The organism is Hymenobacter wooponensis, assembly GCF_004745865.1.
In the GTDB taxonomy this organism is placed as follows: domain Bacteria; phylum Bacteroidota; class Bacteroidia; order Cytophagales; family Hymenobacteraceae; genus Hymenobacter; species Hymenobacter wooponensis.
Genome location: NZ_SRKZ01000002.1, coordinates 498152 through 522331, shown reverse-complemented (window position 1 = coordinate 522331; position 24180 = coordinate 498152). Strand labels below are relative to the sequence as shown.

Annotated in this window: 21 protein-coding genes; 13 read left to right on the top strand and 8 right to left on the bottom strand. The window is 58.0% G+C overall.

The features are described 5' to 3' along the window. Positions 1-18: 18 nt before the first annotated feature. Together EU557_RS08400 and msrA are read right to left on the bottom strand one after the other, a co-directional pair. Positions 19-3108 carry a PAS domain-containing protein gene (locus EU557_RS08400; protein ID WP_167855132.1) on the bottom strand — a complete coding sequence of 1030 codons (3090 nt, stop codon included), beginning with the start codon at positions 3106-3108 and terminating at the stop codon, positions 19-21. Positions 3109-3322: 214 nt separating this feature from the next. Then, positions 3323-3991, bottom strand: a complete 669-nt coding sequence (gene msrA, locus EU557_RS08395) for a peptide-methionine (S)-S-oxide reductase MsrA (RefSeq protein WP_135529941.1) — start codon at positions 3989-3991, stop codon at positions 3323-3325. A 176-nt stretch (positions 3992-4167) separates the two neighbouring features. On the opposite strand from msrA, the gene EU557_RS08390 reads away from it, so the two are divergent. After that, positions 4168-4566: a hypothetical protein gene (locus tag EU557_RS08390; protein WP_135529940.1), complete on the top strand. Its 399-nt coding sequence runs from the start codon at positions 4168-4170 to the stop codon at positions 4564-4566. Between the two features lie 80 nt (positions 4567-4646). Beyond that, a complete protein-coding gene (locus EU557_RS08385; protein WP_245326206.1) occupies positions 4647-7550 on the top strand; it encodes a TolB-like translocation protein in 2904 nt (967 codons plus the stop codon). Positions 7551-7645: 95 nt separating this feature from the next. On the opposite strand, the gene EU557_RS08380 is transcribed toward EU557_RS08385, so the two are convergent. Next, positions 7646-8077, bottom strand: coding sequence for an META domain-containing protein (locus EU557_RS08380; protein ID WP_135529939.1), 432 nt, complete (start codon positions 8075-8077; stop codon positions 7646-7648). Between the two features lie 191 nt (positions 8078-8268). Between EU557_RS08380 and EU557_RS08375 the strand changes: the two genes are divergently transcribed. From EU557_RS08375 to EU557_RS08355, 5 genes are all read left to right on the top strand, one after another. Then, a complete protein-coding gene (locus tag EU557_RS08375) occupies positions 8269-10815 on the top strand; it encodes a TonB-dependent receptor plug domain-containing protein (protein WP_135529938.1) in 2547 nt (848 codons plus the stop codon). 65 nt (positions 10816-10880) lie between these two features. Continuing rightward, positions 10881-11690, top strand: coding sequence for an alpha/beta fold hydrolase (locus tag EU557_RS08370; RefSeq protein ID WP_135529937.1), 810 nt, complete (start codon positions 10881-10883; stop codon positions 11688-11690). 202 nt (positions 11691-11892) lie between these two features. After that, on the top strand, positions 11893-12327 hold the full coding sequence (locus EU557_RS08365; protein ID WP_167855131.1) for a Clp protease N-terminal domain-containing protein: 435 nt from the start codon (positions 11893-11895) through the stop codon (positions 12325-12327). A gap of 263 nt (positions 12328-12590) precedes the next feature. After that, entirely contained in the window at positions 12591-12959 is a 369-nt protein-coding gene (locus tag EU557_RS08360) for a hypothetical protein (protein WP_135529935.1), read from the top strand. A 166-nt stretch (positions 12960-13125) separates the two neighbouring features. Further along, on the top strand, positions 13126-13590 hold the full coding sequence (locus EU557_RS08355; RefSeq protein WP_135529934.1) for a DUF2141 domain-containing protein: 465 nt from the start codon (positions 13126-13128) through the stop codon (positions 13588-13590). Positions 13591-13613: 23 nt separating this feature from the next. On the opposite strand, the gene EU557_RS08350 is transcribed toward EU557_RS08355, so the two are convergent. Further along, entirely contained in the window at positions 13614-14096 is a 483-nt protein-coding gene (locus EU557_RS08350; protein ID WP_167855130.1) for a YdeI/OmpD-associated family protein, read from the bottom strand. A gap of 220 nt (positions 14097-14316) precedes the next feature. Here EU557_RS08350 and EU557_RS08345 point away from each other — a divergent pair, with 220 nt between their 5' ends. After that, the gene (locus EU557_RS08345) at positions 14317-15015 is read left to right on the top strand and encodes a DsbA family oxidoreductase (protein ID WP_135529932.1); all 699 of its coding nucleotides are present in this window, start codon (positions 14317-14319) and stop codon (positions 15013-15015) included. Between the two features lie 84 nt (positions 15016-15099). Here the strand turns inward: EU557_RS08345 and EU557_RS25820 are convergent, their stop codons facing one another. The 3 genes from EU557_RS25820 to EU557_RS08330 form a co-directional block, all read right to left on the bottom strand. Further along, positions 15100-15543 (bottom strand): META domain-containing protein, encoded by a 444-nt coding sequence (locus tag EU557_RS25820; protein WP_245326205.1) that lies wholly within the window; start codon positions 15541-15543, stop codon positions 15100-15102. A 93-nt stretch (positions 15544-15636) separates the two neighbouring features. Beyond that, positions 15637-16917, bottom strand: a complete 1281-nt coding sequence (locus tag EU557_RS08335) for a gliding motility protein GldB-related protein (protein WP_135529931.1) — start codon at positions 16915-16917, stop codon at positions 15637-15639. Positions 16918-17068: 151 nt separating this feature from the next. After that, positions 17069-18058 carry an aldo/keto reductase gene (locus tag EU557_RS08330; protein ID WP_135529930.1) on the bottom strand — a complete coding sequence of 330 codons (990 nt, stop codon included), beginning with the start codon at positions 18056-18058 and terminating at the stop codon, positions 17069-17071. A 212-nt stretch (positions 18059-18270) separates the two neighbouring features. On the opposite strand from EU557_RS08330, the gene EU557_RS08325 reads away from it, so the two are divergent. The 3 genes from EU557_RS08325 to EU557_RS08315 all read left to right on the top strand — a co-directional run bounded on the left by EU557_RS08325 (position 18271) and on the right by EU557_RS08315 (position 21419). Further along, positions 18271-18714, top strand: coding sequence for a hypothetical protein (locus EU557_RS08325; RefSeq protein ID WP_210116010.1), 444 nt, complete (start codon positions 18271-18273; stop codon positions 18712-18714). A gap of 614 nt (positions 18715-19328) precedes the next feature. After that, positions 19329-20648, top strand: coding sequence for a family 1 glycosylhydrolase (locus EU557_RS08320; RefSeq protein ID WP_135529929.1), 1320 nt, complete (start codon positions 19329-19331; stop codon positions 20646-20648). A 33-nt stretch (positions 20649-20681) separates the two neighbouring features. Further along, on the top strand, positions 20682-21419 hold the full coding sequence (locus EU557_RS08315) for an SDR family NAD(P)-dependent oxidoreductase (RefSeq protein WP_135529928.1): 738 nt from the start codon (positions 20682-20684) through the stop codon (positions 21417-21419). 130 nt (positions 21420-21549) lie between these two features. Here EU557_RS08315 and EU557_RS08310 read toward each other — a convergent pair whose 3' ends face one another. Beyond that, positions 21550-22170: an HAD family hydrolase gene (locus EU557_RS08310; protein WP_135529927.1), complete on the bottom strand. Its 621-nt coding sequence runs from the start codon at positions 22168-22170 to the stop codon at positions 21550-21552. Between the two features lie 665 nt (positions 22171-22835). On the opposite strand from EU557_RS08310, the gene EU557_RS08305 reads away from it, so the two are divergent. Next, on the top strand, positions 22836-23441 hold the full coding sequence (locus EU557_RS08305; RefSeq protein ID WP_135529926.1) for a DUF4136 domain-containing protein: 606 nt from the start codon (positions 22836-22838) through the stop codon (positions 23439-23441). Positions 23442-23607: 166 nt separating this feature from the next. Continuing rightward, positions 23608-24036 carry a hypothetical protein gene (locus tag EU557_RS08300; protein WP_135529925.1) on the top strand — a complete coding sequence of 143 codons (429 nt, stop codon included), beginning with the start codon at positions 23608-23610 and terminating at the stop codon, positions 24034-24036. Positions 24037-24180: the final 144 nt, after the last annotated feature.

Here is a 24180-nt window from a genome sequence, read left to right as displayed (position 1 = left end):
TAAGATACGAGCTTAAGCTCAGGAAACAGTGGCGCTTGTAGCTACTTCTTCCAGGGGCCGCAGGTACAGCCGAAACGTAGTGCCCTCCCCAACCCGGCTTTCCACAGAAATGCGCCCCCCGTGGCTCTGAACAATACGATTCACCAAATACAAGCCCATGCCCGAGCCCGGCACGTGGTCGTGGAAGCGACGAAACATCTGAAACATTTCGCTGCCGTAACGAGCCAAATCGATGCCCACGCCATTATCCTGCACCAGTAGCACTGGCTGGTCGTTTTCCAGAATAGTGCTAATGTGCACCTGCGGCTGCCGGTCGGGGGAGGCGTATTTCAGGGCATTGCTGAGCAGGTTGTACAGCACGCTTTGCAGGTTAGGGCGCACAAAGGGTAGGGCCGGTACCGCCGAGAAATCCATGGTCACCTGCGCTTTCAGCAGCTCCAGAGGTTCTGCTATGCTAATGAGCACCTCCTGCGTCAGGGGGGCCAGCTCTACCAGTTCCAGCGGCACCTCGTGGCGCAGCTTCTGCACCTGCACCAGCTCTGAGAGGTCGTGAATGGTGCCGTAAATCTGGTGCAGCGCCTTCTCAAACATGGACACTAGCTGAACAGCATCCGGATCGTGGAAGGTAGCCGTCCGGACCAGCTCCTGGAAGATGCCGGCCATGTTGTTGATGGGCTGCTTCAGGTCATGAGAGGCCGTGTACACGAAGTAGTCCAGGTCCTGGTTGGTGCGGGTGAGCTCGGCGTTACGTTCCTCCAGGCGCTCTTGTACCCGCTTATAGTCGTCGATGTCGGTGGTGGTGCCAAACCAGCGCACAATGCTGTCATCAGCACTGCGCAAAGCATAAGCCCGGTGCAGATACCAGCGGTAGCGACCCGTGCGTACATCCAGCAAGCGGCTTTCCATGCTTAGGTTTTGGCCGGTTTGCATGCTGTGCTTGTACTGCGTGAATGCCTCCTCCACCTCATCGGGGTGGATCAGCCCGCCCCAGCCTTTTTGCAAGGTTTGCGCAGTGGGTACGCCTGTGTGTTCTGACCAGCGCGAATTCAGGTAGTCAATCTTGCCGTCGGGCTGGGCCGTCCAGACGATGGCGGGAATGGTTTCGGCTAGGAAGCGGAACTGCTCTTCGCTGCGCCGCAGCTCTTCAGCCAGCAGGCGCTGCTCGTGAATGTCGGTGCTGGTGCCATACCACCGGTGTAGCTTGCCGGCATTGTTGAGCGCGGGCACCATGCGGTTGAGGTGCCACCGATACTGCCCGTGCTGGTTACGCAACCGTATTTCCTGGGAATAGCCCCGCAAGGTAGATTGGGCCTGGGCAAAGAGCTCCTGGCTAGAGGCCTGATCAGCGGGGTGTAGCGCGCTTTGCCAGGCGTGGGCCAGGTCGTCCAACGTCTGGCCTGTATAGTCAAACCACTGGGGGCTAGCGTATTCCATCAGGCCATCGGGCCGGATAATGCTCGTCATCTGGGGCAGCGACTCCAGCATCTGGCGTAGCAACTCATCTTGGCGGTGCAGCTCGGCACCCAGGTCTTCCATGCGGCGGCGGGCCAGTACACGGTCCGTCACATCCACGGCAAATACCAGAATGCCCTGCATGTTTTGCTGGTCGTTGCGCAGCGGGCGGCACACAAAGTCGAAGTAGTGCTCCTGGGCGGGCGTATCTGGTTGGGCGGGTACCTCTACCAGTTGCTCATGGCCGCTGGCGGGCTCACCGGTGGTGTATACTTGATCCAGAATGTCGAGTAAGCCCTGCTGCTCTAGCCAGGGAGCCGCCGTGCGAGCCGTTTGCCCCGGTCGAACATGGTTGCCCAAGAAGCGGTTGAAATGGCTATTGATGAAGCTCACTACGTGGCTTGGGCCTAGCAGCGTGGCCAGGAAAGCGGGCACCTCGCCCACAATGTACTGGAGCTGCTGATCCTTCTCGGCCAACACCAGTTGGGTGCGCTTCTGCTCATCGATGTTGGTGCAGCTGCCAAACCACTGCTCCACCTCGCCGGCCGCATTACGCACTGGCAGGGCCTGCGCCAGAAACCAACGGAATTGCCCACTGCGGCTTCGGAGGCGATACTCGCATTCATAGGCTTCTCCCGACTGTAACGAGGCCTGCCAGCGTAGGTGAGTGCGTTGCTGGTCATCGGGGTGGAGCTGGTGCAACCACAGGCCGTCAGACGACAGGAACTTCCCATCTTCATCCATGTATTCCTGCCAGCGCTGGTTGAAATATGTAACACGGCCTTCCGCATCGGTCGTCCAAACGAGCTGGGGAACAAAATCGGCCAGCAGCTGGAATTGCTCTAGGCTCTGGTGCAGGGCGCGCTCCGTGTTGCGGGCCTGGGTTACGTCCTGCATGGCTCCCAGTATCCGGAGCGCCTGCCCCTTGTCATCGCGCACAATGTAGAAGCGGTCTACCACCTCGGCCCAAGAGCCATTGGCCCGGCGCAAGCGGTACTCCGCATTACCCGACGTAGCGGCCCCTGCCACCAAGCCGCTCATGTACACATGCAGGGCGGGGAGGTCGTCGGGGTGTACGCAGCTTTGCCAAAAGGCATAGGTGCTGGTCTCGGAGCTGACGGGGTAGCCAAACAGGACGTTGAACATCTCATTACGCCACAAGTGCCCGGTGCGCAAATCATGGTCCCAGATAATGTCGTGAGTGGCGCGGGCCAGCAGCGTGAAGCTCTCGTAGTTGAACTTGCCCTGCTGCTGCAGTCGCACCTGGTCGGTTACATCAAGGCACCGGCACAGGAGGTAGCGTAGGCCACCGGCTTCCGTAAATACGGGCTGCAGCGTCATTTGCCAGTAGCGCGGAAATACAGTGCCATCGGGGGCAGTATGAGTAAACTGCTGCGCTTCCAGCACCTGCGGTGCCCGTTGCTGCTGGGCTTTCTGCAGGGCCTCGTGCCACTCTTGATGCTGGGTGGGGCCCACCACGGGGCCCGTGGCTAGCACTTCAATAATAGAGCGCCCCGCCACCGCCGCCCGCTCACAGCAGAGCAGGCGGCACATGGCATCATTAAGGGCAAGTAGGGTAAGGTCAGGCCGCAGTACTAGGTGCGGGGAGGGCAGCACGTCGAACAAAAGCTCGAAGTCGACCAGTTCGGCAACCATAAAAGGAAATTGAAATACACTCGACCCCGGGGAGGCCGTCGGGCGCCTAAGGTTTTCAAAGATACGCGTCAAGGAGGGTTTCCCGTCGTTGTTCAGCTTCATTCTGCCAGCCCGTATTCACTGGCTTGCGTATCGGGCGGTCAAATAAAAAAGCTCCGCTTCATGATTGAAGCGGAGCTTTCTCAGCAGCGTAGCCGAATGGTGGCCTACTGGCCTAGAGCGGGTTCTTCAGCAGCTCCGGAAACTTGTGGCGAAACTTCTCCACTTTCGGGGTCGATACACTGCGCACGTAGGGCTCGTTGGGGTGGAGGCGGAAGTACCCCTGGTGGTAGCCCTCGGCGGGCCAGAACTGCGTGTAGGCCACTACCTGCGTTACAATGGGGTCAGAATACTGGTGGGAGGCATTGACGCGCTTAATGGCGGCATCAATGATCTGCTTTTCCTGAGGCGTGCGGTAGAAGGCAATGGAGCGGTACTGCGTACCCGCATCGGGTCCCTGGCGGTTAAGGGTGGTAGGGTCGTGGCCGGCGCGCAAGAACACATCTACCAGCGTGGCGAAGCTGATCTGCTTGGGGTCGTAGTAAATCTGGATAGACTCGGCGTGGCTGGTTTGGCCGCTGCCCACTTGCTCGTAGGTGGGCTTCGCTTCTTTGCCGCCGCTGTAGCCAGATACCACTTCCTTCACGCCCTTGAGCTCCTCAAATATCTCCTCAGTGCACCAAAAGCAGCCGCCCGCAAAAGTGGCTTCGGCTAAACCCTGCAGGTTTGTAGGAGCCTTGCCGGCCGTGGAGCGGCTAAGCGACTGCGCGTCGGCGGGACGGTCTTGGGTGCAGGCCATTAAAGTAAGCAGGAGGCCTAGCAAATAGGTTTTCAGATGTTGCATGATGACGTAAAATGACGTGTGGCCCATATACGGTAAGCTGAGCGTTATCGGACGTAGAGCCTGAAGGTTGCGCTGTAAAGTACAGTGGGCTTAAAATAATTCCGCTAGGCCAAGCACAACCTTTTTCAAGCCCAACCGTAAGGTCGGCCAGTGGGATTGTGACCACTACGTTGTATATGTCATTACGCATCCTGCACGAAGAGCCCTACATCACGATTGCTTACGACTATCTCAATGATTGGCTGTATGTAGATTGGATTGGGGACCAGGATTTGACGTCGGTGCAGACGGGGTGCCTCATGATGCTGCAGTTTCTGAAGACCGAGCGCTGCCGCAAGGTGCTCAACGACAACCGCCGCGTAACCAGCATGTGGGCCGATGCCGCCGAGTGGGGCGGGTATGAGTGGTTTCCGGCCATGGCCGATGGTGGCCTAGAATACTTTGCCTGGGTGTACTCGCCCAACGTGTACAGCCGCCTCTCCACCGACCTTACCCTGCAGCACACCACCCGCCCAGTTATCCTGACCTTCGATAATATTGATACGGCTTCATCCTGGCTGAAGCAGATGCTGTAGGGCCCCAGTTTAATTGTGCCGCTAGGGTATGCTGCCGGGGAGGCTATATTTACCAAGTCCACTGGTATAACTAGCTATACGTGTCCCATTCTCTGCGTCGTGGCGTTCTGACTGCCGCGCTAGGCCTTGCGCCCTGTTTGCCTGTACTGGCTCAAACGCTGCTGCCGGTGGGGCAGCAGACGCCCGCCTCCCTGCCGTGGTACGAGGTGCGCACGCCCCACTTCCGGGTACTGTACCCCACAGGCTTCGAGGCTACGGCTCAGCGCACCGCCCGGCGGCTAGAGCAGGTGTACCAGCCGGTGAGTGCCTCCCTCCAGCGCCCGCCCCGCCCAATTTCGGTGGTGCTGCAAAGCCAGAACACCATTGGCAATGGCTTTGTGACGTTGCTGCCCCGCCACTCCGAGTTCTACGGCAGCTTCCCCCAAGACCCCTTCCTGACCGGTACCCTCGACTGGCTTGATGAGCTGAGCGTGCACGAGTACCGCCACGTGGTGCAGTACGAAAAGGCTCGCCAGGACCTGGGCCGACTGGCCTACGCCGTGGCTGGTTACGGGGGCGTGGGCCTGCTGACGCTGGGAGTGCCCGACTGGTTTTTTGAGGGCGACGCCGTGGGCACCGAAACAGCCTTGACGCGCAGCGGCCGGGGGCGCATTCCTAATTTCGACATCGGCCTGCGCGCCAACCTGCTGGCCGGCCGTACCTATTCCTACAGCAAGGCCGTGGCCGGCTCCTTCCGCGACAATGTGCCCAACCATTATGTGCTGGGCTACTTCCTGACGACGCGCCTGAAACGTACCGCCGGCCCTACCGTGTGGAGCGACGTGCTCAATCGCTACTACCGGTTTCCGGTCTATCCGTTTTCCTTTTCAGATAAGACGCGCCGCCAGACGGGCATCCGCATCGACGACCTCTACCGCCGCACCATGCAGGAGCTGGATAGCACGTGGCGCCAAGAGCAAGCCCAGCTGGAACTCACACCCGCCACCGATCTGCGCCAGCAGGCATCGCAGCGGGTATTTACTGAGTACCAGTACCCACAGTACCTCACCGATAGTACCGTGCTGGCCGTGAAGAGTGGCCTAGGCCATATTTCGCAACTAGTGCGACTGAGCCGCCGGGGCCCCGAGGAGCAGGTCCACCAGCTAGGCCTCTGGAACAACCCCGAGATGCTCTCGGTGGGTGGAGGAAAAGTGGCGTGGGTAGAGTTTCGCTACGACCCGCGCTGGCAGCAACGGGTGTACTCGGAGCTGCGGGTGCTGAACTTGGCTACCGGCGAGCTCACGCGCCCTGGTCGGCGCACCCGCTACGCCGCCGCCGTGCTCTCGCCCGATGGCCAGCAGCTACTCACCGTTAGCACCGACTCGGCCTACCAGCAGCGCGTGCACGTGGTGAATGCTCAGAATGGCACCGTTGTGCGGACGTTTCCTAACCCTGAAAACTACCATTACCTGCAGCCCCGCTGGTCGGCCGATGGCCGCACGATTGCGGCAGTGCGGCTAGAGCCTGCGGGCAAAGCCCTGGTGCTGCTTGATGCTCAGACTGGCCTAGCCCGGACCGTGCTGCCCGCCGCCAACGACAACCTCTCTAACCCCCAGCCCTGGGGCGAGTACGTGCTGTTTAACTCCCCGCGCTCGGGCATCGACAACGTGTACGCCGTGCAAACGGGCACCGGCGAGGTGCGTCAGGTCACGTCTAGGCCTATTGGGGCATACCACGCGGCCGTATCGCCGGATGGGCAACGACTGGCGTTCCATGAGTTTCGGGCCCAGGGCAGCCGGGTGGTAGAAATGCCGCTAAACCCTGCTCAGTGGCGACCTGTGCCCGTGCTGGCTGGCAGTCCCGACCGCTACGCCGCAGAATTGGCCCAGCACGAGCCAGGCAAAGCCCTGGTGGGGCCTATCCTGCCCGGTCCCGATTCGGCGGCGGCCGCCTTGCCGGTTTCGCGCTACCGCCGCCTGCCTCATGCCCTCAACGCCTATAGCTGGGGGCTGGTGCAAAGTGCCTCGAGTAGCGACTTAGTGCTGGGTGTCCGCTCCCAGGATATTCTCAGCACCACCCAAGCGGTGGCCGGTATAAGCTTCGATGGAATAGAGCGCACGGGCAGCGCCACCGTAGACGTTAGCTACCAGGGCCTGTGGCCTGTGCTTGATTTGGGCCTGACCTCTGGGCAGCGCCGCACTTCTGTGCTCACCCGCGATGGGAACCTGCTGGAGGATACCTGGCAATACACGCGCCTCCTCACGGGTGCCCGCCTCCCGCTTGTACTAACTCATTCGCGCATGCAGCAGTCGCTTACAGTGGCGGGCTACTACCAGATGGAAAAAGTGCGTGATTATGATTTACCAGTGCGTGCCATTTCCGAAGTGGGCTTTGGGCGCAGCTTGCACGTATTAACGGGCAGCGTGGCCTACGCCCGCACCCTGCGGCAGAGCCGCCGCGATGTAGGGCCGCGCTGGGGGCAAACGGTAAGCCTAGCGTGGCGCGGCACGCCCTTTGGCACTGGCCTAGACGCTGAGCAGCGGAGCGCTCAGGCGGGGGTGTATCTGCCAGGAGTTGGGCTGCACCACAGCATTCGGTTGCGCGGCGGCTACCAGTGGCAGCAGCAGAACCAGTACCGCTTTGGCTCCACCGTATTCTACCCGCGCGGCCTGCGCTACGTGAGCCTCGACCGCATGAACGTGCTTAGCGCCGAGTATCGCCTCCCTTTGGCCGATGTGCACTGGGAACTGGGCCGCTGGCTCTACGTTCAGCGCCTAAAGGGAGTAGCCTTCTACGACCGCGCCGCCGGTAGCAGCCGCGTACCCCTGCCTACCGGTGAAACCCAGTTAGTGCGCCGCACCTACTACTCCACCGGCTTCGATCTGTCGTTTGTTTTCAACCCGCTGCGCCTGCGCACTCCGCTAGAGGCTGGGGTCCGCACGTTTTATAACTCCCAAACTCGCGCCTGGGAGCTACAAGGGTTGGTATTAGACGTGGGCTTTTAGCAAGCGTAGTGTGCTGTCTGGATAGAACAAATACAAATGAAAAGGCCGCCCTTCTCTCCAGAGGGCGGCCTTTTAGTATCCAGGAGAAAGAAGCGTTAGTCTTCGGCCCGGAAAACAAGGAGGGGTTGCTCCGACTCGGCCCCGTATAGGCGGAGGGTGCGGTTACTGATAGTGTAGCGGACCGTCTGGCTCAGGCCAGCAACGTAGGCATCTTCCGTAGCCATATCCTTACAGAATACATACGTGGAGCCATTGATAGGAAACCGTAGCGCTGGGGTACCAGCTGCCAGCTCATACGTTCCCCCAAGCTGATTGCAGTAGGAGTGAGCCGAGTATTTATTACTCTCCGCGAGCATAAGTAAGTCGGCCGTTGCATTCTTGGGCACCTCCTTACCGTTTGTTTCCGTCAGAATCCAGCGCTGATCTAGTAGGTACACCGGTGCGGGTACTGGCTCATCATCCTTGCTGCAGCTGCTGAATACCAGCGACAGAGAGAGCACCAGGCAGGAGAGTACTGAACGAACCATAAAGTAGCAGAAAGAGCGGTGGGAGGTATAGCCGGCCCTGGCCTAGGCCAGGGGCAACATGCAAGAGAGCCGCAGAAGCGCCAGACGGTTGCATGAGTGGTTGCAAGTACCGCACTACGCGCCAAAAACACACTTAAAACTCACATTTATTCCCAACTTTAAGTCCTATTCATTACCTCTCATTAGTTTCTATGAAATTATCCCAAGTGCAGCGATCCTGGAAGGTCGTAGTAGCCCTGGCGCTACTAGGGGCCGGAAGCGCCGCTTTTCAAGTAGCCGATACTACTCCCGCCGCCCAAATTCTAACGCGCCTGCAAGCTTTTTACAACGAGGCGCAGCCCGAGGTTAGCTACCTCCATCTCAATCAGGTGGCCTACGCTGCTGGCGAAACGCTCTGGTTCAAGGCTTACGTGATGAATGACCAGTCGCACCGGCTCGATTCCTTGAGCCGCGTGCTGTACGTAGATATGGTGACGCCCAACCGCCAGGTAGTTTTTCGCCGCACGCTCTCCCTGCGCGGTGGGTTAGCCGAGGGCGATATAGTGCTGCCCGACACGCTCACCCAAGGGGTGTATACCCTGCGCGCTTACACTAGCTGGATGCGCAATCAGGGGGAGGAACTGTTCTTCTCGCGCCGGGTACCGGTGTGGCAGGCCTCCTCAGAGGCCAGCGAAATAGGGTCTTTGAATTCTCGGGCCGCTTCCGTGGCCGCCAATGCTCGAAAGTATGCTCGCCAGCTAGAAGCTAATAGGAAACCCGATGTGCAGTTCTTCCCGGAAGGCGGCGACTATGTTGCGGGCCTGCAAACGGTAGTGGGGGTGAAGGCTAGCAACGCCACCGGCCAAGGCTTGGCGGTGAGCGGCCGCATCTTGGATGAGCAAGGCCAAGAAGCTACAGTCTTCACCACTCCCGCTTTGGGCATGAGTTCCTTCGGGTTCACGCCCACCGCAGGGCACCGTTACCATGCGCGCGTTACGCTACCCGATGGTAGCGCCGCCGAGTACCCCTTGCCCGGAGTGCAGCCAGCGGGCTGGCTCCTGAACGTGCGCGAAATTGGCACCGATTATCGGGTGTACATCCGGCACCAAGGGGCGGCTGGGGCGGCGCCCACCCCCGAACCGTTGCGGTTGGTGGCGCATGTGCGAGGTATGCCGGTGTTTGTGGGGGAGGGGAAAATTGAGGGTGCTCAAACCTTCCAGGCCTCTATCCCGAAGGCCAAGCTTCCAGCTGGGCTGCTGCACCTCACTGTTTTTGACGGTCAGCAGGTAGCGCAGGCCGAGCGCTTGGTATTTGTGCCCGAGGAGCAGGGGCTCCGGGTGACGCTCACGGCCAATAAGCCCACGTATCAACCCCGCGAGGCCGTGACGATGAACGTGGAAGTGCGCACTTCCACTGGCGAGCCCGCCCCGGCCGAGCTGTCATTGGCGGTAGCTAATACTGCTGGGCTACCCACTACGGGTACCACTGATGCCACCATGCAGTCGCACTTGCTGCTCTCCTCCGAGCTGCGCGGTTACGTGGAAAACCCCGCCTACTATTTCCGCAACCCAACCGCTGCTACCCATCGCGCCCTCGATGATTTGCTCATGACCCAAGGTTGGAGCCGCTTTGTGTGGAAAGAGCTGCTCACGGATAAGCCCACAACCGCCGATTTCCTGTTCCCGGCAGAACAAGCGCTCAGCCTGGGTGGGCAGCTGATACGCCCGAATCAGAAGCCAGTGCCAAACGGCTCCCTGACGTTGCTACAGAAAGATGCCAAGGCTGTTACTGTGGGCAACGCCAACGCGGAGGGGTACTTCCTGTTTCTGGGCTTCCCGGGGCAAGATACTACGCGGGTGCTGCTGCAGGCCCGCACAGAAAAGGGCAAAAGCAACGTTTTAATCAAGCTAAACGAGCTGTGGCCCGCGCCCACCAGGCAACTGCCAATGCCCCTGCTGCCTGCAGTTACCAACCCACAGCCAGAAGTACTGGCCTACGGACAGCGTAGCCGCCGCCAACAGGTGTTGGAGCGCCAGTTCCGGCCCGATACTACCAGCGGCATTGTGTTGCGCAACGTTACCATCCGGGGCCAGCGCCAAGCCCCACCCCGCGACCCTCGTTCGTTGCACAGTCAGGCCACCAACGTCCTCGACTTAAGCAAAATCCCGAATGCCAACTCCTACAGCAATATTTTCGACCTGATCCAAGGTAGGTTTGCGGGCGTGACGGTGACACGCAGTGGCTTCTCTTATCAGGTCCTGATTCGGGGAATATCGTCCATTACGGGCTCCTCTAGTCCATTATTTCTACTGGATGGTATGCCCTTACAGGATGCGGACGGCCTATTAGGCATTCCGCCCAGTGATGTTGAGCGAATTGAGGTACTGAAGGGAGGCGACGCAGCTATTTATGGCTCCCGGGGGGGCAACGGGGCAATTGCTGTATTCACGAAACGCGGAGGCAGCAATGATGAAGCCCGTGGGCCGGCAGCAGGGGTTATTGTGCGCACTATGCCTGCTTTCTACCGAGCTCGGCAGTTTTACGCTCCTCAATACGTAGCTAACAGCCCCAAGCCCGATCCTCGGACCACCACGCTTTATTGGCTGCCGCGCCTACGGGTACCTGCCTCCGGCAACGCCCAAGTAACTTTTTACGCCTCCGACCAGGGTGGCGCGTTCCGGGCGGCTGTGGAGGGTATTTCATTTGGCGGCCAGCCCATTGTAGCTGAAACCAGTCTCACAGTGGCCGATAACAAGTAAGTCGTACCAATTTTGTAGAAATTCACGGCCCCGGCTCTCTAGCTGGGGCCGTTGCTTTGCTGCTCATGTCCCAAGTACCTCTGCTTACCGAACATGACGAAACGCTCACTTTTCAGGATCATTACCTGCGCGTACGACACCTGCGGCACGCTACCTCAGAAGCGGCTGGCGAGAGGCCTACGCTAGTGTTTCTGCACGATTCGTTGGGCAGCATTCGGCTCTGGCGCGACTTCCCGGCACACTTGGCGCTGGCCTTGGGCTGCCACGCCCTGGTATATGACCGCCGCGGTTACGGGGAGTCGGCGCCATTTGGGCCAGAGCCCCGCACGGTGGCCTACCTAGAGCAGGAAGCCTTACTGGTGCCTGCAGTGCTGCGGGCTGCTGGGGTAAGCCAAGCGGTGCTATTTGGGCACTCCGATGGAGGAACGCTGGCCCTGCTAACTGCTGCTCAGGAGCCTGGCGTAGTAGCTGCCGTAGTAACAGTAGGAGCCCACGTATTTGTGGAAGACGTAACGCTAGCTGGGATTCGGGTAGCCCAGCAACAGTACTCCACCACCGATCTGCCCCAGCGCTTAGCCCGCTACCACGGCACCCGCACCGAGCCGCTGTTCCGGGCTTGGGCTGAAACCTGGCTGCACCCCACTTTCCGCAACTGGAATATTGAGCGGTACCTGCCCCAAATTCAGTGCCCAGTGCTGGTAATGCAGGGCGCGGAGGATGAGTATGGTACCGCCGCGCAGGTAGAAGCTATTGCTACCCAAGTAGCTGGCACCGCACACGCAGTGCTACTACCTGGCCTAGGCCACACCCCGCACCGCCAAGATCCTGAGCAGGTACTAAAGCTTGCCGTTAACTTTCTGCGGGCAGTGTTGTAGTAGTGGTCATTTGTAAAGGCTAGAGGCACTAACAACTCATGCCCGTTAGCTGTAGTAAACCCAGAGAGGCCTAGAGCAAACCTGTGCTCGGGATAAGTTACTGGCGTACTGATTCCGCAACCAGGAGCAGCAGTGCCGTTAGACAGCAAGCATGTTTTCTTTCTTCCGAAAAAAGCCTGAGGCGTTGCCGTTCTCCGCTGCCATGAAGCGGGTAATCGGCGCCAGCCGCATTGAAGCGTTTCGGCTCGACAATGATTTCATTGCCGTGCCGCACTTCCTGCTGGCCATGCTGCGCGAAGAAGATGCTACCGTGGTGCCGGCATTGGAGCAGCTCTTGGTAAGCCCGGTTCTGTTTGAATACCGCTTGGCTACCGAGGTAATGGGACTGCGGCTAACCAGCAAACGTATTTCGGAAAGCTCCAGCCTGCCGCTCACCCTGGAAATGGAAACCATGGTGCAGCAGGCCCAACAAACGGCCCTGCTGCTAGAAGCCCCAGAAGTAGAGGCGCTCCACCTGCTGCTAGCCATGCTGCGCCAGCCGGGCAGCACCGCCGCAGTAGCAGCCGGTGAGTTTGGCCTGACCCACGATGTATTAGTTACGTACCTGCGGCGCGAAGAAGCAGGGGCTTCAGCCTAACCGCTCAACTACGGTTGAGCTGCGAAATCCGGGGCTAGGTGCGGTTTTCGCGCGTTTGGCCGAGGACCTCGGCCCATTGGCCGGGTGGGGTTATGTGTTGGCCGCATCCGCACATCTGAGGGAGAGGGTACGCGTATATTTGGTCAGAAGCCGGATAGTACTATACCGGTTTCGGGTAATGCCTTATTTCTTTCTGTTTGCCGATCATGGCTGAAATTCTGTTGCATTCTGAACCATACGGTGAAATTACGCTGTCTCCCGGCATGACTTGCATAATTGTACGTTGGCATGGCTTTGCTAATAGCCGAAACTTCCGGTTTCTGCTGAATAAAGCGCTGGAGCTTTACATCGGTTATGCCGAGCGCTATACCAATCTGGCCTGGCTCAACGATACGCGTTACTTTGGCGCTATGCTGACCACCGATCAGGAATGGGTGAATACTGACTGGAACCCCCGGGCCTATGCTGCGGGCATCCGGCAGGTGAATTTTCTCGCGCCAGCCAACGTGTTCGGGCAGATTGCTATTCAACAATACGCGCATAACACATCCAAACGAGACGATTATAAGCTGGAAATTCTGCACCACGCCTCCCTGGAGGAAGCCTGCCGCCGCTTAAGCGCCTTGTATTAAAGCCTAAAAATAGCAGCCTCAGCCATCCACGCTGAGGCTTTTTTGTGTCATACAATAACCAACTACAGGCAGAGGCAGTAGATTACTTAGAGGAAAGATTTACCAGTTAGCAATCTTTTTCACCAGGGGGCTGTTGGCCCCGAACAGATCATTGCTATCTTCTGCCATGCAAGTACTTAAGCTGACTCTTCTTACGGCCGCCTGCGCTTCTGCAGGCTTGGTTTCGACGCCCGCCTTGGCCTCCGGTGATCCGACGGCCACTACGTCCGTCACGGTAGTGGTATCGGCGCTGGCTTCTACGTCTTCGTCGGTGAAATTGTACTTCTACAACGTTCGGGAGAAATTCTTAACTCATGGTGGCTACGCGTTTATGCGCGTGGTAAAGCCCAGCGGGCAGAAGCAGATTACGCTGCCCGTTGATTTGCCCAACGGGGAGTGGGCCGTGGCCATTACCCAGGATACCAACAACAACGACAAGCTCGATAAGAACTTCATGGGCATTCCTACGGAGCCCTTTGCTTTCTCTAACAATGTGCGGCCCCGCCTAGCCCCGCCCGCTTTCGACGACTGCAAGTTTATGGTAGGTGGCACGGGCAAGGTGGTCAACATCAGTTTGTTGAAGATGAAGTAGCCTAGGCCTATAGCGCTGGGCAATTACTCTTTCCGGAAGGGGTGCGCTCCGCGCGCCAACCGTTCTGTTAGCTCCACGGCCCGGCGGGCGCGGGTTTCCGCTTGCCGGGCCGTGGCTATGTGCTGAGCTACCGCTCGGCGCATACTCCCTGAAAGGCGCTCAAACTGTTCACCAGCTTCGGGCCACGCTTCAAACGCTTCGGCCAGCTCTGCCGGCAGGTCTACGCGGTCGGGTTCCGGGTCAGGAGCCAGGGCAAGCCTAACATGCTGGCCTAGCTGCACCCCGGCGGCCCGGCACAGTTCTTTGTTGATCATGAGGTATCGGCCTCCGCCAGCCTGAGCCAATAGGCCTAGCCGAATGGGGTGGCCGTTGAGCGTGCCCATCACCCGCTTTGTTTTGGAGCCCAGGCTAGCCAGTACGAGGGGTGGCACTACCACAATTTGTGTGGGCATGAAGCTGGGGCCACCGTTTTCCAGATACGCCTCAAAAGAAATTGGATCAGACATGAGCGTGAACATACTCGTGGTTGAGGGCTGCTGCAAGTGTAGCCGATGCCCCAGCGGCGGGTAGCTTTGGGCACCGAATAAGTGCGGCAGTTGTTATGGTAAGAGCAGCTGAGAGGCCTAGCATGGCGGCTTACTGGTTTGAGCTACACTAGCTTCGGTTTTTAAACATTTCTTCTGGGCTGCGGCTTATATGCGCCTGAAATTGTAACCCCTTGTTCTCATGAAAATAGAAATCTGGTCTGATATCGTTTGCCCGTTCTGCTACATCGGCAAGCGGCGCTTGGAGAATGCGCTGGCGGCTTTCCCCCACGCCGATAAAGTAGAGATTGAGTGGCACAGCTTTGAGCTAGACCCTCAGGCGAAGCCCGAGCCCGGCGTGAGCCTGTATAAGCGCCTCGCCAGCAAGTACGGCAACACGGAGGCCTGGGCCCGGCAGATGAGCTCTAACATGGCCCAGTCGGCCGCTGAGCTGGGCTTGGCGTTTGACTTCGACCGTGCTGTGCATGCCAATACCCTGCACGCCCATCGCCTGGTACACCTAGCTGAACGCCATGGCAAGCAGGATGCCGCTAAAGAGCGGTTCTTCAAAGCCTATCTGGAAGAAGGCGAAGACCTCAACGACTTTGCTACGCTCACCCGCCTGGCTACCGAGATAGGCCTACCCGCGGCCGAGGTAGAGCGGGTACTGAACTCCGACGAGTTTACGCAGGAAGTGCGCCATGATGAGTACCAGGCTCGTCAGATTGGGGTGCGCGGGGTGCCGTATTTCGTGTTCGACGATAAGTATGCCGTATCGGGTGCGCAGCCGAGCGAGCTGTTCCAGGAAGTGCTGGAAAAAGTGTGGGAAGAGTCGCGCCCGCAGCCAGTGCAGCTGGCCGGCGCTGATGGCGCTTCCTGCGACATCGACGGCAACTGCTAGACCACTCCTTTAGGTAGAAACAACGTACGGCCGCTTCTCAACTGAGAGGCGGCCGCACGTTATTTCAGGGTGTAGGCCAAGTTACTACTTAAGGCCTCGATCCTCGAAAATGAGCAGCGGCCGAAGGGAGTTAGAGGCATCATATAGACGGAGCTCTTTACCCGAAATTTCGTAGCGTGCTGTTTTGGGCAGCGCTTCCAGGTACCTCGTTTCTATGTTCAGCGCTCCACAGGAGGCTTTAGTAGATGCCTGCGGGCTGATGGTGAGTACACCGGGCTCCTTGCCCAAGGTAAAGCTCCCACTATAAGAATTGCACGGCCCTAGGCCAGTAGTGCGTTCTGGGCCACCCGTAAACTCAATGTAGGAACGGTGAGTGTCGCTGTAGCTGGATGCTGACACAGGAAAGTCTTCAATCTGCACTACCATCCAACGGGTAGTGAAAAGTGGTGACTCTGCATTCTTGTCTTCGCAGCCGGAAACAAGAGCCAGGAGGGTGAAAGAGCCCAGAAGAGTAAAGAAATAGCGCATACGTAAGTAGGTAAGAGAGTAGCAAGTACTGATAGAGAGCCTGCCCATCCGCTAACGGTTGCACGTGCCCTACACCTACTGCGCCGGCTAAGGCTAGCGGCTGGCTAGGCCACTCTCGTAGCCGCTCTGGGCCAGAAAGGCTTTGGCGTCTCGGATGGATAGGATATCGGCCAGAGCCTGCTTCTTGTCGGCAGTTTTGTTGTAGTAAGCCTGGCAGATTTTATAGCCCACGTAGTAGCCCAGGTCGCAGGGCTTTTCGGGGGTTTCCTGGCTGCCGTTGGCCATCCAGTTGTCGGGGTTGGTGCCCAGCATTTCCTTCTTAAAGTCGGCCCAGAGTTCCTGCTCGTGCGCGTTGCCGTAGGCCTGCAGGCGGCTATTAGCTCCGCCCTTCACACCCGTCACCAGCTCAGATACAAAGTCGGCCATGCCTTCGCTGAGGGCGTAGCTGAGCAGGGTGCCATCCTGAGAGCCTTGGTTGCGGTGCACCAGCTCGTGCACCATCAACTCGGGCATCACCGTAACCGGAGCGCAGCGGTTGCGCTGCACCAAGCTCAGCTCCGACGTATTCACGCCCGGTCCATTGGCTACCTGGTCGGCCCCAATGAGCAGCCCCGCGTCCGACACAGTACCGCCCGACACCCAGCCCCCCACCACGAAATAGATGTTTTGGAAGTGCACATTGGGGTATAGCTCCTGAAAGCGCTTAAAGGCTGCTACAATCTGGGGCTTCTGTTTGGCAATAGACAGCGTGGTACCCTGGATAGATTGATAGTAGAGTGGCCGCCGCAGAATGCGTTTCGTGAACGAGGCGTCGTTCTTAATTTTCAGGCTGTAATAATCCTTCAGGCCCTCCGAACCCTTGTCAAAGTACTCGCGCCGGAAAATGGCGCTGGCCTGAGCCGTGTCGCGTTGGGCCGCGCTGTAGGCCTGCCAAAAGCGGTTGATATCCGTCGTGACGAGCTTCACGTCCTCGGGCCGCCGGATGAGCTGCTTTTCTTCCAGCTTGCGGGCCCGAGCCAGCAGCTTTGGCCATTGCTTGTTACCGTGCAGCAGGTTTAGGTCAGAGTCTTCTGCAATATGTTTGGCATTGACATAGCCCGCCTCAATGGCCTTCTCTAGGTTGGTTAAGGCATTGGGTGCATCATTCTGCAATCCGTAGTAGCAGGCAATATTATAGTAGCTGATGGCTTTGTACCTGGGCTTAGCCGTGGGCTCCTGTACCACCAGCTGATAGGCCTTAATCGCCTCCGGATAGTTCTTTTGTTTGCTGATCTGCTGGGCCCGCGTAATCAGCGAATCGGTGCGGGTAGGAGCCTGGGCGAAAGCGGCCGTACTGGCAGCCAGCAGGAAAAACGGAAGCAGATAGCGTTGCATAATTCTGACGTAACTACGGAGGTAAAGCTGTATGCTGGGGTAGATGGTCTGACTTCGGAAACCGTTGCTCAGCCAGTGCAAGCTGCACAAAAAAAGCGCTGCCTGGGTAGGCAGCGCTTTTTTTAAGCGAAACACGGGTGGCCTAGGCCACTTACTGTTGTACTTGCTCCAGCTGCTGAGAAATGAAGTCTACTTCCTGGGGCGAAAGCTGCACATCAATGGCGTGGGCATTCTGCACGGCCTGCTCGGCGTTGCGGGCTCCCACCAGCGCCACCGAAATGCCGGGCTGGGCCAGCGTCCAGCGCAGTACCAACTGGCCTAGCGTAGCGTTTTTGCTCTCGGCCATGGGCCGGATCTTGTCCAGGAAAGCGTTTACGCGGGTTACGCTTTCAGGCTTAAACAAGGGGTGAGTAGCGCGCAGGTCGCTGGCATCGAAGTGCTGGCCCGGCTTGATTTTGCCCGTGAGCAGGCCTAGCTGCATGGGGCTGTAGGCCAGGATGGCCTTGTTATTCTCGAGGCAGTACGGCACTACGTCTTTTTCAATATCGCGGCGCACCATGCTGTAGGGCACTTGGTTCGAGGCCAGGTTTACTACCTTCTCAGCGGTCTGCATCTGCTCTACGGAGTAGTTGCTTACGCCCACGGCGCGCACTTTGCCCTGCTCCACCAGGCGGGCCACGGCCTCCATGGTGTCTTCAATAGGCGTAGTCTTGTCAGGCCAGTGAATCTGGTAGAGGTCAATGTAGTCGGTGCCGAGGCGGCGGAGGCTGTCCTCCACTTCCTTCATAATGCTCTCAGGCGCGGCGTACTTATACACGTCCAGGTCGTGGCCGTTGTTGTCCTTGGTTTTCATGGCGAAGTCGCCCTTAGCCAGGTCCCAGCGCATGCCAAACTTGGTCAGGATCTGCACCTTGTCGCGGGGGAGGCTTTTGATGGCTTCGCCCACAATTTCTTCGCTCAGGCCCTGACCATAAATGGGAGCCGTGTCAATGCTGGTAACGCCCAGCTCGTACGAGGCGTGGATGGCGCCCACGGCATCGTTTTGTTCCGTGCCGCCCCACATCCAGCCGCCGGCCGCCCAGCTGCCAAACGTGATGCGCGAAACCTGCAATCCGGAGTTTCCTAATTGAATGTATTCCATGGGTAGATCAGTAAGTAAAGCGGACGAGTGCCCGCAGGTATGAGGGGAAGTAACCGGCGTGGGTTTGGCAATGTTGTAGTGGCCCAGACCGGCTACACACAATAAAACGGCCGCCTCAGAGCGAGGCGGCCGTTTTAGTACACGCTAATTCTAGAAAGCCAAGGGTTTACATAGAGCCGCTAGTGGTAGAAGACGAGCTGGTTTTCGTTTTCTTGCCGGTTGATTTTTTGGTTGAGCGGCTGCTGCGGTTCGACGAGCCCGAGCCCGACGTGGTGCCCATGGTGCTGCCCGAAGTAGACATGCCCGAACCGGACGTGCTGCCCGAGCCCGACGTGGTGCCCGAAGTCGACATGCCCGAGGTAGTACCGGAAGTGGTACCCGAGGTCATAGTGCCGGAAGTAGAGCCCGACGTGCTATACGTAGTGGAACCGGACGTGGTGCCCGACGTAGTGCCCATGGTGCCCGAAGTGGTACCCATAGTGCCCGACGTAGTACCGGAGCCGGAGGTAGTGCTGATGGTGCCCGAGGTAGTACCCATCGTGCCCGATGTTGTGCCCGATGTAGTACGCATGGTACCCGAGGTAGTACCGGATGTGGTGCCCGATGTTGACATACCCGAAGTGGTACCCGAGGTAGTACCCGAAGTAGTGGTCTGAGCGAAGGCAGAAGTAGCACCTAAAGCGAGGGCAGCAGCGAAAGCAAATGCAGTTTTCATAGGAAGGGTTTTGTTATTAAGAGAGGGAGTAGAATCTAGCCCTGTTAAGGGGTGTGCAGTAAATACGGGCCCTCCGGTGAAGTGTTATAGCTGTGAGGTAATAGTTGTTTATATGCAACGTATTGAATATCAGATAAGCTGAACTATGCGTGCCGTTGCTTGGCGGCCCAAAAGGGCCGTTTCAGCAGCAGCAACCACACTTTCATTTGCTGAGGTCAGCGCAGTTGGCAAGCGCAGAAACGTCAAGTATAAAATTCTGTCCTACCGGATTCTATACCGCTTGTTCCTGCAAAAACCGGGTGGAAGCGTAGCCGGCAAGCTATACAAGTAAGCTGCTGTGTGAGGTCTTAACGGTGGTCTGGTTGTTAGGCTCTAGGCCACCACTGCAGCTCCTTAATCTGCTTGGCTCAGCAGGCCTTTCAAACAAACAGATAGCTGCGCACAACACCAGTCGGAATTTCAGAGTAAGCCGATACGAATTGTGGCGCTTGCTTCAGGCAGCGGCCTATCTCCGCCCTCATTTCCTTTCTCCCCTCTAGTTAAGCACCCACGCCCATGACACCCCACTTCCTTTTTGCTACCGGTATTGAAAACAGCTATCCAACTATTCAGAACGGGCGGGTGCGGATGGATGAGATGGAGAAGTGTGGCCACTACAAGTTCTGGCAGAAAGATTTTGACTTGGTGGAAGAACTCGGAATCGGCTTTCTGCGCTACGGGCCGCCCATTCATACCACCTGGCTGGGCCCCGGCAAGTACGACTGGTCTTTCGCCGACGAAACGTTCCGCGACTTGTACCGGCGCAACATTGTGCCCATCGTAGACCTGTGCCACTTTGGAGTGCCCGATTGGCTCGGGAACTTTCAGAACCCTGATTTTCCGGAGCTATTTGCCCAGTATGCCCGCGACTTTGCCCTGCGCTTTCCGTGGGTGCAGCTTTACACGCCCGTAAACGAAATGTACATCTGCGCGGAGTTCTCGGCCCTGTATGGCTGGTGGAACGAGCAGCTGCAGTCGGATAGGGCCTTCGTGACGGCGCTCAAATACATTGTGAAGGCCAACGTGCTGGCCATGAAGGCTATTGCTGAGGTGCGGCCCGACGCGCTGTTCATTCAGAGCGAGTCGTCGGAGTACTTCCACGCCGAGAACCCCGCCGCCATTGGGCCCGCTGAGCACATGAACGCCAAGCGGTTTCTGTCGCTGGATTTGAACTACGGTCGGCGCGTTGACTCGGAGATGTATGAGTACTTGCTGGAGAACGGCATGACGCGGGACGAATACCACTTCTTCCTGCACAACCGCCTCAAGCACCAGTGTATCATGGGCAACGACTACTACAAAACCAACGAGCACCGCGTGAAGGCCGATGGTAGCACCAGCGCTTCCGGCGAGATATTCGGCTACCACGTCATCACGCGCCAGTACCACGACCGGTACCGCCTGCCCGTGATGCACACTGAGACCAACCTGTGGCAGGGCCCCTGCGGCGACGAAGCCGTGAACTGGCTCTGGAAAGAGTGGGCCAACGTGCTACGTGTGCGCAACGATGGGGTGCCCATTGTAGGCTTTACGTGGTATTCTCTCACCGACCAGGTGGATTGGGATTCGGCCCTGCGCGAGAACAATGGCAATGTAAACCCGCTAGGCCTCTACGACCTCGACCGCAACATCAGGCCCGTAGGAGAGGCCTACAAGCAGCTGATAAGTGACTGGCGGCAGGTGCTGCCGGCCCAGAGTGTGTGCCTGCAGGTGCCCATTGTGATGCCCCACGAAAGCAAGGAAGACTGGGCCGAAGACAAGAAATCAGAGGCCAAGCAGGCCAGTCAGGATTCGTCTACTGCGGCGGCCAATACCCCCTCCACTGCCTCTCTGTAAGCATTCATTTCCTATTCCACATCCCCTCAACACATGCGTTTCCAAGATAAAGTAGTTCTCATTACGGGTGGGGCCAGCGGCATAGGCCTAGCCACTGCCAAGCGCTTGGCCAGTGAAGGCGCCCGCCTTGTGCTGGTTGATTTAAGCCAGGAAAACCTAAATAAGGCTTTGCCGCAGGTAAAAGCCGCCGGCGCCCCCGATGCCTGGGGCAGCGTTTGCAATGTGGCCGTAGAAGCGCAGGTAGAGGCTTCGGTGAAGGAAACGCTGGATAGGTTTGGCCGCCTCGATGTCATCGTGAACAACGCCGGCCTCATGCAGTTCAAACCCCTGGAGCAGCTAACCGGCGAGGATTGGCTGCGCATCCTGAACGTAGACCTGCTGGGTGCATTTTACTTCACCAAGCAGGCGTTTCTGCACATGAAGCCAGGCGGCAACATCGTAAACGTATCCAGCATTCATGCCGTTGAAACGAGCCCGTTGGTAGCGCCCTATGCGGCGGCCAAGGCGGCCGTCAACTCGCTTACCCGCTCGGCGGCGCTGGAAGGCAAGCCTAAAGGCCTGCGCGTAAACTCCGTGCTGCCCGGCGCCATTGATACGCCCATGCTTTGGGAAAACCCCAACATAAAATCGGGCGTCGAGAAGATAGACCGCTCTGATGTGGGCCGCCCCGAAGACGTAGCCGCCCTCATTGCCTACCTCGCCTCCGACGATGCCGCCTTCGTGCAAGGTGCCGAAGTTAGAGTTGATGGCGGCCGCCTCGATCAGCTCTAGGCCACCTGAGTTGGCTTCGGCCGTTAAAAACTGTCATTCCGAGCAGAGCCGAGGAATCTGGGGGAGCTTCTAGGCCACTCCCAGATTCCTCGGCTCTGGCTTGATGCGCCACATGCTCGGGATGATGGTCCTAGGCCAGTACCTGCAGGGCGGCTAGCTCGGTCCGCAGCTGCTCCGGCGACTGGAAGTGCACCGTCTGGAGGCCTACGGCCTGGGCCGCGTGAATATTGCGCTCGTTGTCGTCAATGAACACGGCCTGGCCAGGCTCAATCTGGTAGCGCGTGAGCAGGGTTTGGTAGAAATCGGCAAAAGGCTTGCGCGACTTCTCGGTGCCTGATACCACAATGCCCTCGAACCAGTGCAGAAACTCAAACTGCTCCAGCGCAATCGGGAACGTCTCTTCCGACCAGTTGGTGAGAGCATAGAGGCGGTAGCGGCCACTGTTGCGCAGCTCCGTGAGGACATCTACGGTGCCCTGAATGGCGCCGCCCAGCATCTCGGGCCAGCGGCCGTAGAAGTGCTCAATCAGCTCGCGGTGCTCGGGGTGCTTGGCTACCAGCAGGGCCGTGCCCTCGGCAATGGTTCGGCCGGCATCCTGCTCCTCGTTCCAGTCGGAGGTGGTAACGGTGCTCAGGAAGGATTCCATTTCCTGCTCATCGGTGAAAAGCTGCTTGTAGAGGTAGCGGGGGTTCCAGTCGATGAGTACGCCGCCTAGGTCAAAAACAATGGTGGTGATGGGAGAGGAAGACATGCAAAGAAGTAAGGCAAGTGGAAAAGCACGCTAGCAGCCCAGAGGAGGCCTACAAGCGCAGTAATCCACAAAAGAAGCAAAAGCCGCTGTAGTAAGACAGGCCTAGGGGTACTTACTTAGGTTAACACTCTGTTTTCTTTCTGCGTACGAATGAGCTGTACTTCACCCTCGATACTCATGGCTCAAAACCAGAATTCTACCGGCAGCTCCGATTAGAGCTCCCCCGGCGGCCTGTCGCCCATTCCCAAGGAAGAGCTGCACCGCATCCTCGACGAAGAAAATATTGAAGAGAAAGACATCGCTAAAAAGGTTAAACACCTAGCCGACAGCATCCGCGAGACCTACGAGAAAGTATCCGGCGAGAAACTGAAGCCCGCCGATATGGAGCCTTTCCGGGAGCTGGTGCAGCGCGAAGCCGAAGGGTACCTGGCCCGCCGGCCCCACGTATAGGCCTACCGCTGAACCCCCAGGCGCAACTCCTCTACGGTGGAGTTAGTGCTTTTAAATAGTTCAGCTAGAAGGCTCTCCTGCACAAAACTTGATTGCTCAGGCCCTGAAACCTAGCCGCGGCAAGCGAGTATTAGAAGAAGGCTTAGCTGCTTCCACCTGGGGTGAAGCGGTGAGCCTTCTTCTCTTTTTTATCCGCACTCCTCACTACCTCCTCTATGAAAACAACTTTGTATGCAGCGCTGCTGCTACTCATTGGGCTGCTCAGCAGTTGCTCGTCGCCGGTTGCCGTTCAGCAAAAGCCCGGCGTCGATTTTAGCCGTTACCGCACCTATGACTGGGCGAAAACCGATGTGAAATCGGCCGACTCCCAAAATCCTATCTACAAAAGCTCCCTCAACGACGAGATGATTCAGAACGCCATCAATACCGAGATGGCTAAACGAGGCATCCGGCAGGTGCAGGGCAATGCCAAGCCTGACTTCTACCTCACGTATCACCTCTACATTGAAGAGGCCGAGCGGACCGTATCTAACCCTCCAGCCCCAGGGTATGCCTTCCCATACGCTATGTCGTATCGGGGCCGGTTTTTGCCCATTAACTACGGCTACTGGTACACTACTCCTTATTATAACACGGGGTACCGCACAGAAACGTACCAAGAAGGCACCATGATCTTAGACGTAGTAGATGCCCGCACGCACAACCTGGTATGGCGCGGTTCTATGGCCGACCCCGTAGGCAACCCCGCCCGCATAGGCGAGGAGTTTGCCAAGGCTTCCAAAGACATTCTAGACAAATTTCCGGTAGAGGAAAAGAAATAAGCACCTCTCATCCTTTCGTAAAAAGCCCCACCTAGTATGTAGGTGGGGCTTTTTTGTGACTGAAGCTAGGTGCCATGAACGATAGTACTTTAGGCCGCCTCTGTTAACTTATTTAGGAATTACTGAAAAGAGAAAGACCTTCGGGCGGTAGTGCTTATCTTGAACTATGCGCCTGCTTGCCCAAACATCTTGTTTACGTATTCAGTACGACGATCAGCATCAGTGGCTATATGCGCAATGGTATGGCGCGCTAAACGAGGCAGTAGCCAAAGAAGGCTGCGCCCTGCTACTAGAGCATCAGCGGGCCCAGCAAACTTCTAAGCTGCTCAACGACAACATCCTGATTACGCGCCCCTGGGCCGAGGGAATTAGTTGGGGCGCCCGCGAGTGGCTGCCCGCCATGGCTAAGGCGGGCTTACGGTACCTGGCCTGGGTGTACTCGCCGCACCTGCTGAGCCGCTTGGTGTTCGACCAGTCGCAGCTAGATGTTGTATTTCCGATAGCCACGGCCTTCGACGATGTAGCACAGGCCGTGGAGTGGCTCCAGAACCAGCAGCCTGAAGTAGGAGCCCCCCTTCGCACTAAGCAATGGTAAGCTGCTAGGCCACTACCCAATAAGCCCACGGAGTGGCCTAGGCTAGTACAATTTCACTGTTGCCTTACCCCAAGAAACAGCAGCTCTGCACGAATTGCTAGTAGCACGTGTGCACAGAGCACAGGGAAACTCTTCTGCCTAGCC